The 16,740-nt window shown below is 42.7% G+C and carries 19 protein-coding genes; all 19 read left to right on the top strand.

Annotated elements, in window-relative coordinates:
* Nucleotides 1–277 precede the first annotated feature (277 nt).
* Nucleotides 278–1,657, top strand: a complete 1,380-nt coding sequence (dnaA, locus tag BM265_RS13235; protein WP_081350424.1) for a chromosomal replication initiator protein DnaA — start codon at nucleotides 278–280, stop codon at nucleotides 1,655–1,657.
* 523 nt (nucleotides 1,658–2,180) lie between these two features.
* Nucleotides 2,181–3,287: a DNA polymerase III subunit beta gene (gene dnaN / locus BM265_RS13240; RefSeq protein ID WP_074962291.1), complete on the top strand. Its 1,107-nt coding sequence runs from the start codon at nucleotides 2,181–2,183 to the stop codon at nucleotides 3,285–3,287.
* A gap of 16 nt (nucleotides 3,288–3,303) precedes the next feature.
* Nucleotides 3,304–3,480, top strand: coding sequence for a DUF6440 family protein (locus BM265_RS20140; RefSeq protein WP_177219596.1), 177 nt, complete (start codon nucleotides 3,304–3,306; stop codon nucleotides 3,478–3,480).
* Nucleotides 3,481–3,521: 41 nt separating this feature from the next.
* A complete protein-coding gene (locus BM265_RS13245; RefSeq protein ID WP_074962292.1) occupies nucleotides 3,522–3,746 on the top strand; it encodes an RNA-binding S4 domain-containing protein in 225 nt (74 codons plus the stop codon).
* Nucleotides 3,746–4,876 carry a DNA replication/repair protein RecF gene (gene recF, locus BM265_RS13250; RefSeq protein ID WP_074962293.1) on the top strand — a complete coding sequence of 377 codons (1,131 nt, stop codon included), beginning with the start codon at nucleotides 3,746–3,748 and terminating at the stop codon, nucleotides 4,874–4,876. Before BM265_RS13245 ends, recF begins: the two co-directional genes overlap by 1 nt.
* A 20-nt stretch (nucleotides 4,877–4,896) precedes the next feature.
* Nucleotides 4,897–5,247, top strand: a complete 351-nt coding sequence (locus tag BM265_RS13255; protein ID WP_207646984.1) for a hypothetical protein — start codon at nucleotides 4,897–4,899, stop codon at nucleotides 5,245–5,247.
* Between the two features lie 31 nt (nucleotides 5,248–5,278).
* A complete protein-coding gene (locus BM265_RS13260) occupies nucleotides 5,279–5,623 on the top strand; it encodes a hypothetical protein (RefSeq protein WP_074962295.1) in 345 nt (114 codons plus the stop codon).
* A gap of 49 nt (nucleotides 5,624–5,672) precedes the next feature.
* Nucleotides 5,673–5,996, top strand: coding sequence for a hypothetical protein (locus BM265_RS13265; RefSeq protein ID WP_074962296.1), 324 nt, complete (start codon nucleotides 5,673–5,675; stop codon nucleotides 5,994–5,996).
* Between the two features lie 59 nt (nucleotides 5,997–6,055).
* On the top strand, nucleotides 6,056–6,355 hold the full coding sequence (locus BM265_RS13270; RefSeq protein WP_074962297.1) for a hypothetical protein: 300 nt from the start codon (nucleotides 6,056–6,058) through the stop codon (nucleotides 6,353–6,355).
* Nucleotides 6,356–6,398: 43 nt separating this feature from the next.
* Nucleotides 6,399–6,662, top strand: coding sequence for an extracellular matrix regulator RemB (remB, locus tag BM265_RS13275; RefSeq protein ID WP_074962298.1), 264 nt, complete (start codon nucleotides 6,399–6,401; stop codon nucleotides 6,660–6,662).
* Between the two features lie 91 nt (nucleotides 6,663–6,753).
* On the top strand, nucleotides 6,754–8,709 hold the full coding sequence (gyrB, locus tag BM265_RS13280; protein WP_074830155.1) for a DNA topoisomerase (ATP-hydrolyzing) subunit B: 1,956 nt from the start codon (nucleotides 6,754–6,756) through the stop codon (nucleotides 8,707–8,709).
* A gap of 24 nt (nucleotides 8,710–8,733) precedes the next feature.
* On the top strand, nucleotides 8,734–9,438 hold the full coding sequence (locus BM265_RS13285) for a YcxB family protein (protein ID WP_074962299.1): 705 nt from the start codon (nucleotides 8,734–8,736) through the stop codon (nucleotides 9,436–9,438).
* On the top strand, nucleotides 9,439–10,014 hold the full coding sequence (locus tag BM265_RS13290; protein WP_074962300.1) for a hypothetical protein: 576 nt from the start codon (nucleotides 9,439–9,441) through the stop codon (nucleotides 10,012–10,014).
* Between the two features lie 89 nt (nucleotides 10,015–10,103).
* Nucleotides 10,104–12,614, top strand: a complete 2,511-nt coding sequence (gene gyrA, locus BM265_RS13295) for a DNA gyrase subunit A (RefSeq protein WP_074962301.1) — start codon at nucleotides 10,104–10,106, stop codon at nucleotides 12,612–12,614.
* A gap of 112 nt (nucleotides 12,615–12,726) precedes the next feature.
* Nucleotides 12,727–13,536, top strand: a complete 810-nt coding sequence (locus tag BM265_RS13300; protein ID WP_074962302.1) for a leucine-rich repeat domain-containing protein — start codon at nucleotides 12,727–12,729, stop codon at nucleotides 13,534–13,536.
* A gap of 224 nt (nucleotides 13,537–13,760) precedes the next feature.
* The gene (locus BM265_RS13305; RefSeq protein WP_074962316.1) at nucleotides 13,761–14,045 is read left to right on the top strand and encodes a hypothetical protein; all 285 of its coding nucleotides are present in this window, start codon (nucleotides 13,761–13,763) and stop codon (nucleotides 14,043–14,045) included.
* Between the two features lie 92 nt (nucleotides 14,046–14,137).
* On the top strand, nucleotides 14,138–14,659 hold the full coding sequence (locus tag BM265_RS20740; protein WP_242940852.1) for a hypothetical protein: 522 nt from the start codon (nucleotides 14,138–14,140) through the stop codon (nucleotides 14,657–14,659).
* A gap of 203 nt (nucleotides 14,660–14,862) precedes the next feature.
* Nucleotides 14,863–15,699 carry a zinc ribbon domain-containing protein gene (locus tag BM265_RS13315; RefSeq protein WP_074962303.1) on the top strand — a complete coding sequence of 279 codons (837 nt, stop codon included), beginning with the start codon at nucleotides 14,863–14,865 and terminating at the stop codon, nucleotides 15,697–15,699.
* A gap of 75 nt (nucleotides 15,700–15,774) precedes the next feature.
* Nucleotides 15,775–16,545 (top strand): AraC family transcriptional regulator, encoded by a 771-nt coding sequence (locus BM265_RS13320; protein WP_074962304.1) that lies wholly within the window; start codon nucleotides 15,775–15,777, stop codon nucleotides 16,543–16,545.
* Nucleotides 16,546–16,740: the final 195 nt, after the last annotated feature.

Consider the following 16,740-nt stretch of genomic DNA (forward strand, 5'->3'; position numbering starts at 1 on the left):
TTTTCATTTGCATAATTCCCCGCAGATACACGAAAAAACCCCTAATGTCCGAATTATATATCAATACTATTATATATATAGGGGGTCTTGAAATTTAATTTGGAATGTGATATAATAAATTATATATTTGTGCCCTTTTTTAATTTTGGTAAAATCTGTAAATATTTATTTTTCCAAGATCTCCTGCGCTGCCTTATTGCAGGGGGTCTGATAAATGTGCCTCATCAAACTTAAATATCGGGTGCATACGGGTAAGATTTTAAGGAGGTCGTAAGAGTTGATCAACTCATTCAATGATGTATTTGAAGAGGTATTAAAATATTGCTATCGTCTGACAGGAAGCGACGTACCCAATGATAAGCGTATAAGCGAATCGGGATATCGTATGTGGATTCAGGTGCTCAAGCCCTATAAGATGGAAAACAATGTGGCGTACCTGCTTGCGAAAAGCGATTTTGTAAAGCAGCAGACCATGACCGCATACGGTGACGTTCTCAATAAAGCTTTTGAAGAAGTAATGGGATTCCCTATCAAGGTCGATATAATGGTTTCGGGCGAGGACGAGCCCGAGGAAAAGAAGGAGATCAGGATAGAGGATACCGAGCTTTCAGACGAAGTAGACGTATATACCTTCGATAATTTCATAAGAGGCAGCTCTAACAGCCTTGCTTATGCATTCTGTAATGCCGTTGCCGAAAAATACGATGTTAAAAACGCTGAGGAGATCGACCCCGACAAGGTGTTCAACCCCCTCATAATATACGGCGATTCCGGTCTTGGCAAAACTCACCTTATGAAGGCTATTGAGTATAAGGTAAGCAAAAGCCATCCCGAGCTGAAGATAATCTATACCACGGGCGAAGCCTTCATCAATGAACTGGTAAAAGCCCTGGAATTCAAAGATACCGTAAATTTCCATGAAAAATACCGTAATGCCGATCTCCTGCTGATAGACGATATCCAGATAATCGCAGGCAAAGAGAGAATGCAGGACGAATTTTTCCATACATTCAACGAACTCTACAATGCCCGCAAGCAGATAGTTCTCACATCTGATATCCTCCCCTCCAAGATGACAAAGCTTCAGGACAGGATATCCACCAGACTTAGTCTCGGTGTGCAGGCTGACGTACAGGCACCTGATTTTGAGACCAGAATGGCTATAATCAACCGCAAGGCTGAGCTGCTGGGTCTCAAACTCTCAGATAATGTAGTAAGACTTATTGCCGAAAAGCTGAAGACCAATATCCGTCAGCTTGAAGGCACAGTCAAGAAGATCAAAGCTCTTACAATGTATACCAACGAATCTCCGTCCATATCCATGGCGCAGAGGGTCATCAAGGAGATAATCATATCCAATCAGCCCTCGGAGATCACCGTAGACAGGATCATATCCGAAGTTGCAAACGCATTCGATGTTACTGCCGATGATATCAAGTCGAATCACAGACATTCAAAGATATCCATCGCCAGAAAGATAACTATATATATATTGAAAGAGGTCAAGGGCATGACATACACCCAGATAGGCGATGCCCTCAACAAGAACCACTCTACCATGACCATACACTACCGCGACGTATCAAATCTCCTGAAATCCAACAAGGAGATGAAGGATACAGTTGACGATATAATCAAAAATCTCAAAGAGAAGTAATCAACAATGTCAGTTGCTTATTTGGGATAAACAAATTAAAATTTGTATTAGTTCTCAACATTTTCAACAGGTTTTTCAACAATTTGATCATCGGGATATTTATTGATATCTCGGGAAAACCTGACAGCATCCGACAGATTTTCAAAATTTTCATCATATGCTAAAATTTGTTTTAAAAGCCAAAAAGTTGAAAGTTTTTATACCCACATTTTTTCAACCGAGTTTTAGCTTTTAAACCAACAATTTCTAAACAATTCAACAGCCAAAAATTTAGCCAACATCTTCCCAACACACACCCAACAAAAACTCCCCCCACCGAAACCCGAAGTTCAAAGGGCTTTCACCCACTTTCCAACATTTTCAACACACACTACTACTAATACTAAAAATATATCTTAACTTTTGTTTTTCTTATCGCGAAAAACACACAGCTATGATAACACCACCTTTGAAAATTCAACAAGGCGGAAAACCGTCCCTAAAAAATAAAAATACATCAGCACCTAATGAAAGGATTGATAATATGAAATTCATCTGTTCCAAGCAGACGCTTTATGATGCAATAGTAAACGTCTCAAAAGCAGTATCCGAAAGGTCAACTCTCCCGTCGCTTGAGGGTATAAAGTTCTCACTTGCGGATTCTCTGCTTGAACTCACAGGCTATAACCTTGAAATGGGTATAAGAACAGTCATCTCCGTAAGAAGCGAAGACAAGGGCTCATGCATAATCAATGCCAGACTTTTTTCCGAGATGATAAAGAAAATGTCAGCTGATGAAGTTCTGATAGATATATCCGAAAGCTATCAGGTAACTATATCGGGCGGTGTTACCAAGTTCAATATGTTTGCAGCTTCAGCCGAGGACTATCCCGAGCTTCCCGAAAAGGACAGCGAGACCCAGATACCAATAGCTCAGCCGGTGCTGAAGAATATGATAGCACAGACAAAGTTTGCAGTAGCTCTCACCGAAGATAAGCCTATACTCAAAGGCGAACTCTTCGATATCGAAGACAATACCCTGACCATGGTAGCTATCGACGGCTACAGAATGGCTGTAAGATACGAACCCGTAAAGTTCAGCGAACCAATGAAATTCGTTGTTCCCTCAAAATCTCTCTCCGAGATACAGGGACTTCTCAGCGATAATGAAGAGGATACAGTGTACATACACCCCTCAAGAAAGCATATAATCTTCGATATCGGCGGATATGTGGTATATTCCAGACTTCTCGAAGGCGATTTCCACCCCTACAAGTCTGCTATACCAAATTCTTCCAATACCGATGTTGTGGTTGACAGAAAAGAGCTGATCTCTACCCTTGAAAGAGCTATGCTGCTTATCAACGACAGATCACCCTCTCCCGTAAGATGCTACTTCGAGAACGATCATGTTAAGATAAACTGTACAACTGCCCTCGGTAAGATCTCCGATGAGATCAATGCCGAGATATCGGGTCCCGTTATCGAGATAGGCTTCAAGTGCAAGTATCTTCTCGATCCCCTGAAAGTTATCGATGACGAAAAAGTCAAGCTCAAAATGGGCGGAAGCCTTCTGGCTATGAAGATAGTTCCCTGCGAGGGCGAAAGGTATACATATCTCGTGCTGCCGGTACGTCTGCCGAGGGAATGAGAGTGAGGTATCTGAGATGGACAGCAGATTTGAATTTGTGGAAAAAAACGGGATGGTGCAGGGTACACATATAATCGTTGATAAGGAGACCGGTGTGCAGTATCTGCTGGCTCACTGGACTAATGTGGGCGGGCTGACTGTTCTGGTCGATAAGGACGGAAAACCCCTGCTTGACCCGAAATACGCAAAGTAGTATACGCTCCGAATAAAAAGATTTGGATAAAGGATAAAATTATGATATACAAGCAAAAGGAAATAGCGATAACCTCCGAATTCATCAAGCTGGATTCCCTGCTGAAATTCGCAGGAATAGTGGAAACAGGCGGAATCGGCAAGGAGATAATCCTTGAAGAGCGCATAAAGGTCAACGGAGAAGTCTGCACCATGCGCGGCAAAAAGATACGCCCCGGCGATAAGGTACAGATCGACGAGATAAAGACCGAACTCGTGATAAAATAATGTTCATTACGGATCTATCGGTGAACGGCTTTAAGAATCTCAAGAATATCGAGATCAAGCCCCATGAGAAAATAAATATCTTCTGCGGGAAGAATGCCCAGGGCAAGACCAATCTCATCGAAGCAATATGGCTGTGCAGCGGCGCAAGAAGTTTCCGCAGCACCAAGGACAGACGTATGATCGGCGATGATGAACAGGTAATGGAAATAAACCTTTCATTCAAAAACAGCTTCCGCGAACAGGATATAAGATACGCCATGGCTAAGCCGAATATCAAGGAAAAAAGCGTTTCCCTCAACGGCGTTAAGCTGAAAGCACCGTCGAAACTCTTCGGCGGACTCAACTGCGTCATCTTTACCCCAGAGGATCTGGAACTTTCCAAAGGTTCACCCGATAACAGACGTCAGTTTGCCGACCTCTCGGTGTCTCAGATAAAGAATTCATACAGCGCAGTTACCGAGAAGTACGAAAAACTCATCGATCAGAGAAATACCCTGCTGAAGAATATCTCTTACGGCAGAAGCAGAAGAGAAGAGCTTGAAATGTGGGATATCCAGCTTGCCCAGATGGGCGCTTATATCTCCCTGCTGAGGTTCAATTATACCAGAAAGCTATGCAGTATAGCAAAAAAGCTCTATTCCGAGATATCCGGCGGCAGCGAAGAGCTGGATATAGACTACTACTCAACGGTCTATGATACCAAACTCCTCGGCGCAGCCTCGGTATATACAGGTGAACTCACCGAACAGTACCTGAATGTGCTGAAAAAGAATATAGACGATGATATCCGCGCAGGCTTCACGCAAAAAGGCGTCCACCGCGACGACCTGATATGTAAGATAAACGGTTCCCCCGTGAGAGAGGACGCTTCACAGGGACAGCACCGTTCTGTTGCACTTATCATGAAGCTTTCCCAGGCGTATATCCTACATGAGGAGATCGACGATCATCCCGTTATCCTCCTGGACGACGTCCTCAGCGAACTCGACCCCTCAAGGCAGAAGTTCGTTATATCAAAAATACACGATATGCAGGTATTCATAACCTGCTGTGATATGAATATCCCCTTTGATGAAAAACAGCACGGGAAGATATTCAACATAGAGAAGGGTCAGATAAAGAAAAAATGACCCCGCATTAAAAGAAAGAGATGAATGAAATGGAAGATATAAGGATAACAGAATGTGAGAACAGACATCTCTATCCGTCAAATCTTTACAAGACTTGTCCTTACTGCAAAAAAGGAGCAGAAGAGATCGCAAAAAGAGAAGCTGTCAAAAAAGCAGAAGAACCAGAATTTCACATAAATACCCCATCTGAAAACTCCAGGCTGAGGTTTGGTAAGTATACAGAAGTTTTCAAAGCTATCCTGTCTGTTTTATTTGCACCGATAGTTATCATGTTTAAGATAATAGATTTGTTTCCGGGAAAATATAAATCGCGGTATGATTCATATTACTGGGATAAGTACGGATCTTATTGGGAGAGGCACGTGAAATAAATGTGTGATCTTTTGAAAAGAGATGAAAGATATGGATGAGATAAAAGAAGTAAATGTGGTAAAGTGCCCCAAAGGACACTTATATCCCGCAAATATGCACAGGACCTGCCCCTACTGCATAGAAGAAGCTAATATCGCCGAAAGGCAGGAAGCCCGCAAAAAAGCGAATGAACGCGAACTTCATATAAATACAAAAGGGGAAAATGCCGAACTCTGGTTCGATAAGTATTTCGGAACGCTGATATCGGTGATCGTAACAACTCTAAAGATAATAACAGCGCCTATAAGACTGCTTATAGAGTCCGGTTATGAGAATCGGTGCGGAGAATGGAGCAGGGGAACATCCTATAGCGAGCGCATGAGAAGACACAGATAAAGATGATCATAGAACATAATACTGGAAATAAAGAAAAGAGAGAGACAATATGGACGAAATAAAAGAAGTAAACGTAGTACAGTGCCCTAAAGGTCACTTATATCCCGCAGATCTGCATGAAAAATGCCCTTACTGCACAAATTTCGAGGAAAAGTCAGCATGGTTCATCAAAGATAGAAATTCTCTCAAAGAAAGCTATCAGCGTGAACTTCATATAAATACCAGATGGGAAAATATCAAACTCTGGTTTGAGAAGCATTTCGGCTTTCTGGGTTACTTGTTAGCCATCATAATCGACAAAATAGAAAGCCGTAATCATTATCATGGCAGAAATCCCTATAGAGATCCCCATCTTTTTGATCTTTACAGGTAGTCATATATGACAGAGAAAAATAATGATTTGTTTTTGACCAAAGAAAAGAGAGAGACAATATGGACGATATCAGAGAAGTAAACATAGTACAGTGCAGTAAAGGACATATGTATTCCTCAAACGAATACAAAAGCTGCCCTTACTGCAAGAAATATGAGCAAAGACAGGAAGCCGAAGCACAGAAATTTCGGGTAAAAAGACAGCGTGAGCTTCACGTTAATACCCGATGGGAGAATTTCAAGCTGTGGTATAATGAGCATTTCGGCACGGCGACATACGTCGTTGTAAAAACATTCAAAATAATAACAGCGCCTTTTAGATTTATTGCAGAAAACAGAAATAAAAATTATTGGCGATAAAAGATAATACGCATATCGGCAAACGCTGTAACGGGGTGGGAATATGTATCTTCACATAGGTAATGACTATATCGTAAACAGCAAGGATATAGTGGGCATATTCGATCTTGATAACAGCTCAACATCAGCCGATACAAGGGATTATCTGGCAAATGCTGAAAAGAATAAACGCGTCATCTACTGCACCTACGAACTTCCAAAAAGCTTCGTGGTCTGCTTCGATGACGATGAACTTGAGGAAAAAGTCTATATCAGCCAGCTGAACTGTGCGACTCTCCTCAAAAGATACAAAGCATCACTCAAATGATGCGGAAATACAACGATATTGATATCTAAAAGCCCGACGGGCAGGAGGTAGTATAATATTGGATAACGAGAATATCAAGGAAGTTGAGGTAGTGGATACAGAATCTATCTCACAGATCGACAAAAGCAACAACTATGACGAAAATCAGATAGAAGTGCTCGAAGGCCTTGAACCTGTTCGTGTAAGACCGGGTATGTATATCGGTTCAACAGGACCCAAGGGTCTGCATCACCTCGTTTACGAGATAGTCGATAACGCCATAGACGAAGCACTTGCGGGATATTGTACCGAGATAATCGTAGATATCCTGCCCGGCGAAGTAATCAGGGTAGTCGATAACGGACGTGGTATACCTACAGGTATCCACCCCAAGGAAGGCATATCCGCAGCTACCGTTGTTTATACCGTGCTGCACGCAGGCGGTAAGTTCGGCGGAGGCGGAGGATATAAAGTGGCAGGCGGTCTCCACGGTGTTGGTGCATCGGTAGTTAACGCGCTGTCCGAATATCTGGAACTCACCGTATATGACGGAAAGAACGTGCATTTCCAGCGCTTCGACAGAGGTCATTACAGCGAGCCCCTGAAAATAATCGGCGAGACCGATAAAACAGGTACCGAGGTCAAGTTCAAGCCCGACCCCGAGATATTCCAGGAAACTACCACCTTCGATTATGAGATACTGCTGAAAAGACTGCGTGAGCAGGCTTTCCTCAACGCAGGCATTAAGATAGTTTTCTCCGACCTGAGAGATGCCGAACACCCCATCAGCGAAGTTCTTCACTATGAGGGCGGTATCCGTCAGTTCGTTGAACATATCCATAAGACCAGAGGTGTTGAACCTCTCAGTGAGGACGTTATCTACATAAACGGCATGGAAGACGATATGTTCGCCGAAATTGCCCTGCAGTATAACGATACCTATAACGAGATAATACTCTCATTCGCAAATAATATCCATACCCCCGACGGCGGTTCCCACGAGATGGCTTTCAAGTCCGCTCTTACCAAGATACTCAACGATTACGGCAAGGCGCATAATCTCATCAAGGATAACGATGACGCTCTTATGGGCGAAGACTGCCGCGAAGGTCTGACAGCTATAGTATCAGTAAAGCTGACAAACTGCGAGTTCGAGGGTCAGACAAAGGGCAGACTTGGTAATCCCGAGGTAAGACCTTTCGTGGATAAGATGCTTAAAGAAAAGCTCCGCAACTATCTGGAAGAAAATCCCGCAGTTGCAAAGGCTATCTTCGATAAATCGATACAGGCTCAAAAAGCAAGAGAAGCCGCAAAGCGTGCAAGAGAACTGACCAGAAGAAAATCAGTTCTGGAATCCGCTTCACTTCCCGGCAAGCTGGCTGACTGCTCCGAAAGAGATATGTCCATGACCGAAATATATATCGTCGAGGGAGATTCTGCGGGCGGTTCAGCAAAAGAGGGTCGTGACAGACGCTATCAGGCTATACTCCCCCTCTGGGGTAAAATGCTCAACGTCGAAAAAGCCCGTATCGATAAGGTCTACGGAAATGAAAAGCTCATGCCCGTAGTTACCGCACTTGGTACATCCATCGGCGAAGACTTCGACCTCAGCAAGCTGAGATACGGCAAAGTCATCATCATGGCCGATGCCGATGTGGACGGTTCCCATATCCGTACACTTCTGCTGACTTTCTTCTTCCGTTTCATGAGACCTCTCATCGAGGAGGAACACGTATTCATCGCACAGCCTCCCCTTTTCAAGGTTGAAAGAAACAAGAAAGTAAGATATGCTTTCACCGATGAAGAAAGAGATAAGTATATAGACGAGCTATCCGATGGCGGCAAACTCAAAGTCGCTGTTCAGAGATATAAGGGTCTTGGTGAGATGGACCCCGAACAGCTCTGGGAGACCACTATGGACCCCGAGCGCAGAACGATGATAAAGGTAACTCTCGAAGATGCAGTTAAGGCTGACGAGATATTCACCATACTTATGGGCGATAAAGTTGCTCCCCGTAAGGAATTCATCGAGAAGAACGCGGAGTATGTCAAGAACCTTGACGTATAATATTATCGGACAGGAGCGTACCTAATGGAAATAGATATATCCAAAAACGGCGGTAATACCCAGGAGACAGAAGAAAAGGCAGAAAAGTTCTATGAGAGGGATAACCTCGATAATACAGCAGAGGAAGAAGCAAAGCCTGAGGAGGAAAAAGAATTTGTCCCCACAGGTGACCCTCTTACTGGATTTGACTATAACGTTAAAAACGAAGAAGAGGAGGAAGCTTTCACCATCTTCCAGCAGAAGTATGTGTATAAGCGCAATTTCGTGATATCCGCCCTTTTTGCCATAGTTGCTGCGATGTTTGCAGTATCCATTGCAAAGAACCCTGATGGTTATCTCAACTGGGTGCTGTGCTTTGTGTGCCTTGTGATGATATTCACCACATGGTTCAATACATTCCGCATCAAAAAATACCTGATGAAAGCCCTCAGTTCTCTTGAAGACGATCAATACCGCTTCACTCTCTATGATGACTGCTTCAAGATCGAAACAGTATTCACCGAAGAGGAGATGCAGGCAGAGGACTTTACTCCCGTAAAGCCCCGTATCGTCAGGTTTGAGGATATCTCACTGAACATAATCGAAAACGAGAGACTTTTTATCATAATACTCAGGAAAGAGACTATCTACGTGCTTTCCAAGCGCGTGATAGACGAAGCCGACCAGAAACTTCTCCGCACTAAGCTGAAAGAAGTCCTCGGCGAGGATTATGAGATAAAGGAGAAATAAATGAGATATAAGACCAAAAGAAACGGCGTGATCTACCTGCTGGGCGGTCTGATGATCATTGCATTAGCTATCTGGTTTTTGGTGCAGGATTCGGCTTATATCTTCCGCGGTGAGATCAAGGATCTCAATGAGATAATAGCAAATGGCGAAGATATCCCCGAAAGCGGCTACGTTACGTATAAAATTTCAATGCCCCTGGAAGCCTACGGCTCTGAAAGGTTTACCTCAGAGATAAAAAAGACCTACAGCTATGCTGTGCTGGATGAAAGCGGTATCATCCTTACCGTAAAAGTCAAGGACGAGGATCTGAAAAAACAGCTTGATTCCTTTAGCAGAAACGGAAAAGATACAATAACCGTTACAGGCGATATCGGCAGTAACAATACCGATATGGAACATTTCCTCAAGGAAAGATACAGTGACTACGCAAAGGAAAATGGTCTTAAACTTACAAGTTACAGGATAGATGCCACACAGACAAGAGGTTCACGTCTGGTAGGTATCATCTTTGGAATGATCATAGGTGTGTCAGGCATTATAATAGGCTTTTCAACAATAAAAAAAGCCGGACGCTAAAAAGTCATCTATTTCGTAAATAAAATGAAAGTCCCCCGCAAACGGCAGCGAGCCTGCGAGCGACCGAAACTAAAAGAGGAGTTGGTAAAGTGGACGAATATAATCTTATAAATCAGGACGTGGAAAGCATAATGAAGGAATCCTTCCTTCAGTATTCCATGGCAGTTATAGTATCAAGAGCTCTTCCTGATGTAAGAGACGGCTTGAAGCCTGTTCACAGAAGAATATTATATACAATGCACGAGAACGGACTTACCCCCGATCAGGCATACCGTAAGTGCGCTGATACCGTAGGTTCAGTGCTGGGTAGATATCACCCCCACGGTGATGCTTCCGTTTACGATGCGCTGGTAAGACTTGCACAGTCTTTCTCGCTGAGATATCCTCTGGTAGACGGTCACGGAAACTTCGGTTCAGTGGACGGCGACCCGCCTGCTGCTTACCGTTATACCGAGGCTAAAATGGCTAAGATGTCAGTAAATATGCTGACAGATATCAAAAAGGATACAGTTGATTTCCAGCCCAACTACGATGACAGACTTCAGGAACCTGTCGTGCTGCCTTCGAGATTCCCTAATATACTCTGTAACGGTGCAGTAGGTATCGCAGTCGGTATGGCAACTAATATCCCCCCTCATAACCTCCACGAAGTTATCGAGGGCATGAAAATAGTTATCCAGAACCCCGATTGTACCTTGGATGAGATCATGCAGGCTATCAAGGGACCCGACTTCCCTACCGGCGGTATCATCATGGGCAGAAGCGGTATACGTGCCGCTTACGGTACAGGCAGAGGCAAGATAACCCTCCGCTCCAAGACCTCTATCGAAGAGATCAAGGGACGTAACTGTATCATCGTTACCGAGATCCCCTATATGGTAAATAAGGCGAGACTTGTTCAGTCCATCGCCGACCTCGTAAAAGATAAGCGCGTTGACGGTATACATGACCTGCGTGATGAAACAGGCAGAGACGGTATGCGTATCGTTATCGAACTGAAAAAGGACGCAAATCCTCAGGTAGTGCTGAATAAACTCTTCAGCTATACCCAGCTTCAGGACAGCGTGGGCGTTATCCTGCTGGCACTGGTAAACGGCGTGCCCAAGGTGCTGACCTTAAAGCAGATACTCCAGGAGTATATCAGCTTCCAGGTAAGCGTTATCCGCAGAAGAACAGAGTTCGACCTGAAAAAAGCCAAGGAACGCGAGCATATATTGCAGGGTCTCGTTATCGCTCTCGATAATATCGATGAAGTCATCGAGATAATGAAGAATTCCAAGAGCATCCCCGAAGCTAAGCAGAAACTGTGTACACGTTTCGGTCTTACAGATATACAGGCAGATCATATCGCACAGATGACCCTCGGTCGTCTCACAGGTATGGAGCGCCAGAAGATCATCGACGAACTGGCTGAAATAACCGCAACAGTTGCCGATCTGGAAGATATCCTGGCAAACGAGCAGAGAGTATACGATATCATCATCGAAGAAGTCGAAGCTATCCAGGATAAATTCGGCGACGAAAGACGTACCCAGATCGAGAACGTCAGCGGCGAAGTGGATATCGAAGACCTTATCCCCGTTGAGGAAAGCGTTGTAACTTATACCAATGTCGGATATATCAAGCGTATGCCAATCAGCGTGTATAAGGCGCAGAACCGCGGCGGCAAGGGCGTTACAGGTATGAAGCAGCGCGAGGACGACTGCATCACCGAGATGAGTGTTTGTTCTTCACATGATAATATACTCTTCATCACCACAAAGGGTCTTGCCTATAAGATGAAGTGCTATGAACTCCCCGAGGGCTCAAAGGCTTCCCGCGGCGTGAATATCAAGAATCTCCTTGAACTTTCCGATGATAACCTCATCACCGCCATGATAAAGGTTGAAGACTTCGATGCGGATAAGTATATCGTCATGGTCACCAAGAGAGGTAAGATCAAGAGAACTCCCCTCTCCGCTTATAAGAACGTCCGCAAGAACGGTCTTATCGCTATCGGTCTTGACGAGGGCGACGAGATAGCAGGCGTAAGACTTACAGACGGTAATAACGAACTCCTGATAGCAACTCATAACGGTATGGCTATACGTATCAGCGAGACCGATGCAAGAGTTATGTCAAGAACAGCCCACGGCGTAAGAGCTATCAAGCTCCGCGGCAGTGACTACGTTGTTTCCATGGCTCGTATCCGTGAGGGAGCATCTGTCCTCACCGTCAGCGAGACAGGTCTCGGCAGACGTGTTGCACTTGAAAACTATCCTATCCGTCACAGAGGCGGCTCAGGCGTGCTGAACTATAAGAACGGCGAAGTATGTGGAATCAAGGTAGTCGATGAGGAAGACGATATCATCATGATCTCTTCCGATGGTATAGTTATCAGACTCCGTGCCTGCGATATCAGCATAATGGGCAGATATTCCCGCGGCGTAAGACTGATGAAGGTAACAGGCGAAAACAAGGTAGTGACCTTCACCAGAACAGAACATGACGACGATGCCGAAATAGCAGAAGTCGAAAAAGCCAGCGAGGAAGATATCCTCAAAGCACAGGAAGAAGAAAAAGCAGAAGTCCTCGAAGAAGACACAGTAGTCGAGGATTGATAATATCTGTATAAAAAAATTGTGAGAATCATTGAGGGAAACTCTTTTAAAAGGGTTTCCCTCAAAATTCACTTTTCTAAAAATTATATTTCTTTTAGTAGGGAGATAAGTAATGACTAAAACTAAAAAACGCATAATGTTTTTTCTATCATTTTTGATAATACTCTGTGTATCGTTTTTTTATATCAGATCAAATTTTGTTATTTTTGATAATCAAATTGTTTATGTAAAAACGAAAGGAATTGCTTTCCATCACATAGATGAAGAAAAAGCACAGACTTTGTCAAGATTTAAAAATCTTGAAAAATTGTCTACAACGACTTGTGATATTTCAAGTATAGATTTTTTGACAAATATGCCGAAACTTAATGTTCTTACTTTAGATGTAAGGAATATAAAGGATCTGTCACCTATCGGCAGTTGTACTGAATTACAGCATCTTGAACTGATTGGTGAGGAATATGATGATCTTAAATTTCTTGAAAGCCTGAATTCTTTGAAATGGCTTACCATTTCAGGAAATGGATTTAAAGATATTGAACCTATACGTCACAAAAACACAATTGAAATACTTAGGATATATTCAAATACCTTAGAAGATATAAGTGCCCTCAGCGGAATGAAAAATATATATGGTCTGACTATTCATTCAAATGAGCTGAGTGATTGTACTCCATTATCAAGCTGTACCGGATTGAAATATCTTTCTTTAAGTGGTTGTGAAAAAATTGATAGCTTGGACTTTTTAGATGGTATGGACGGACTTGAAGAAATACATCTTAAAGGAACATCTGTTACAAACTTTGAGCCTTTGCTTGACCTCAAAAGTCTGGATGAAGTGGCTGTATCAAATGGTCAGCTAAATGATGAAATGACAAAAGCGCTTGAGGAAAAAGGGATCAGCATAGAATACGAAGAGTAACCTTGGTTTTATAAAAAATAACCGTTATTGAAAAAACAATAGCCATATTAAGGAGATAACTTATGTTACGATTTATAAAACAGCATATCATTAAAATTATTGTTATAGCAATAGTGTTATATTTTCTGGGGTCTATTATTTATAGCTTTCATAATTATTTTTCGCTACATAAAAAAACAACCTTTACCGATCAGGAAACAAAAATCCTGTGGTCAAGACTGGGTATGGATTATGTTGATCTTGATATTAGCGAAGCATATTTTAATTCAAGTCTATATGTTATATCAGAAGAATTTGGCAGCATTAATGAGGAAATCGAATATTTAAAACAGTTCGATGGAAACGAAAGTGTTCATGCAGCTGATACTTTCGATATAAACACTGCAACCGGTCATAATGACAAGAAAGTTTATGAAATATATGATATAAAATGTGCTGATAAAGGATATTTTACTAATTGTTACACTTACGAAGAGAACGGAAAATACTACCTGGAATTTTATGTTTGAGATGCTAGGGGACGTGATTTAAATGAGATGTTTGGTTTTTATAAAAAATAACTGTTATTGAAAAAACAATAGCCATATTAAGGAGATAACTTATGTTAAGATTAAAAAAGAAGCATATCAAGACAATTATTGTTTTAGCAATAGTGGTATGTTTTTGGGCATTTATTTATTATAGTTTTAATAGATATTTTAAGCGTAGTACAGAGCTTTATGAAAAAACAACGTTTACCGCTCAGGAAACAAAAAACCTATGGACAGAACTGGGTCTGAAATACATTGATCTGGATATAAGCAAAGCATATTTTAACTTTGACAGAGACCTATATGTTATTTCAGAAGCATTTGACAGTATTGACGCTGAGATCAAATATTTAAAACAGGTCAAAGAAAATGAAAATGTCCATGCAGTCAATGATACACTTGCTCCTGAACTTTCGTCTCATCACGATGGAAAGGAGTTATACGAAATATTCGATATAAGATATGGTAACGATTTTGGAAATATAAGATGTTTCACTTACGAAGAGAACGGAAAATACTATATGGAATTTCATAAAAGTAGAGCCGGATATAATGAGGATTATAATTTACATGAGATGTTTGGTTTAAAATAACAAATAGCTTTTATAGTACTTGTACTTTATTTACAGAGACCTCATACAGATACCATCCCCCTAAAAATCTCACCCCGCATTATAGAAAAGGTAAAATAATGCTTGACAAAGAGATAAAAATGAGGTATTATATTATTGTATATAAATGTCTGAATTGTTACAAACGTTATATATAAATAGGTAGTAATGAAAGGAGAACAATTATGCCAAATTGTCCCGAATGTAATTTTCCCTATGAGGAAGGTCAGGCTTTCTGTAACACCTGCGGCTGTAAGCTGCCTGTTACTATAAAGCAGAAGGTATGCCCCGTATGCGGAAATACTCTGCTTGAAAATACAAAGGTCTGCAATATCTGCGGTACTCCCGTAAGCGCACCTCAGGATACAACAGCTGCCGAGGCACTTGCAAAACAGCAGGAAGCTCTTAAAAATCCTACTATGGATGCAGTTGAGATACCTGTTATAACTGATGATATGCTCCAGAATGAGGAGCCCAATAAGGCTGATATGCCTACTATGGACAGCATTTTCATGCCGGGTCAGGAACCTGCACCCAAGCCTAAGCCTGTCCAGACTGCTAAGCCGGCACCTGCGCCTGCTCCGATACCTACTCCTGCACCTGCACCGATACCACAGCCTGCACAGCAGCCACAGCAGTATCAGCAGCCCGTGCAGCCCCAGAATCAGTACCAGCAGGCTAACCAGTATCAGCAGCCGGTACAGCCTCAGAATCAATTCCAGCAGACTAACTATCAGCAGCCTGCTCAGCCCCAGAACCAGTTCCAGCAGAATAATCAGTATCAGCAGAACCAGTTCCCCCAGAATAATGCACCTATAAATAATGCGCCCATAAATAACGTTCCTCAGAACGGAGTAAAGCAGGGTAAAAAGAGCTTCGCTCCCCTGATACTTATCATCCTGATAATCGCTGTTATACTCGTGGACGTTTTCGTACTGTTCAAAAAGCAGATATTCAAAGATAAGGATGACAGCGCTAAGAAGAACGCAGCTGTTATCACTGTTACTGATGATATATTCTGATGATCCGGAACGAAAAAAGATTTTTTATCGGAGCATGAAAATGCTCCGATTTTCATTATATCAAGGAGGCAGCAAATGTTTTATATCAACCGTATGGGCTGCAGCTGTCAGCATGACGGAAATTTTGTGTTGGATCAGCCCCGCGGCTATGAGGGCCACCTCATGCTTTTCGTTAAGACCAAGGCAGTATTCGTGATAAACGGCGAGACCATAAATGTCGAACCCAATACCTTTATCATATACGATAAGAATTCTCCCCAGTACTATAAAGCCTGCGATGACGAATATATCAACGACTGGATACAGTTTGAATGCAGCGAGGATATATCAGCAGGTGTGGATATCAAGTTCGATACACCTATTTATATCGGTGAAGCCATCGACGTTGCAAGCTATTTCACACTTATCGCCGATTGCTATTACAGAAGAAATAATCTCCAGACCGCAGGCTTCCTTATAAAAGCACTGCTGTCCGAGATCTTCTCCGAAAACGGCAAGCAGGAGGATTCGGGCATAGTCCATTACCGTGAACTCCTTGATCTCCGCCGCAGGATATATGCCCAGCCTTCGGAGGAATGGAGCGTTGAAAAAATGGCACAGCAGATAAACGTCAGCGAACCATATCTCCACCTGCTGTATAAAAAGGCTTTCGGCGTTACCTGTAATGCCGACGTTATCAACAGCCGAATCGAATCGGCTAAGCATTACCTTGCTTATACCGACAGAACTGTTGAAGATATCGCGTTCACCTGCGGTTATAAGAATGCCGTGCATTTTTCCAGACAGTTCAAACAGTCTACCACCCTCTCCCCCAGTGAGTGGAGAAAGAATAACTCAGTGGTATGAATTGCCCTCGGCCGGGCGGGCCGTTTCCGCCTATTTATAGTTTTGTAAGGGCGGTAAAGTCGCGTGACGGCGGGTCATAAAGTGGCAAGGGCAGTAGCAAATGAGGATAGAATGTCAAGGAAACAAAGCGCGCGGTCAAGCCTCGCGCTAGCATGCTTGCGGGAGTTTGAGGGCAGAGCCCTCAATCACCAAGGT

This window comes from Hominimerdicola alba (assembly GCF_900112155.1).
GTDB classification, from domain to species: domain Bacteria; phylum Bacillota; class Clostridia; order Oscillospirales; family Ruminococcaceae; genus Hominimerdicola; species Hominimerdicola alba_D.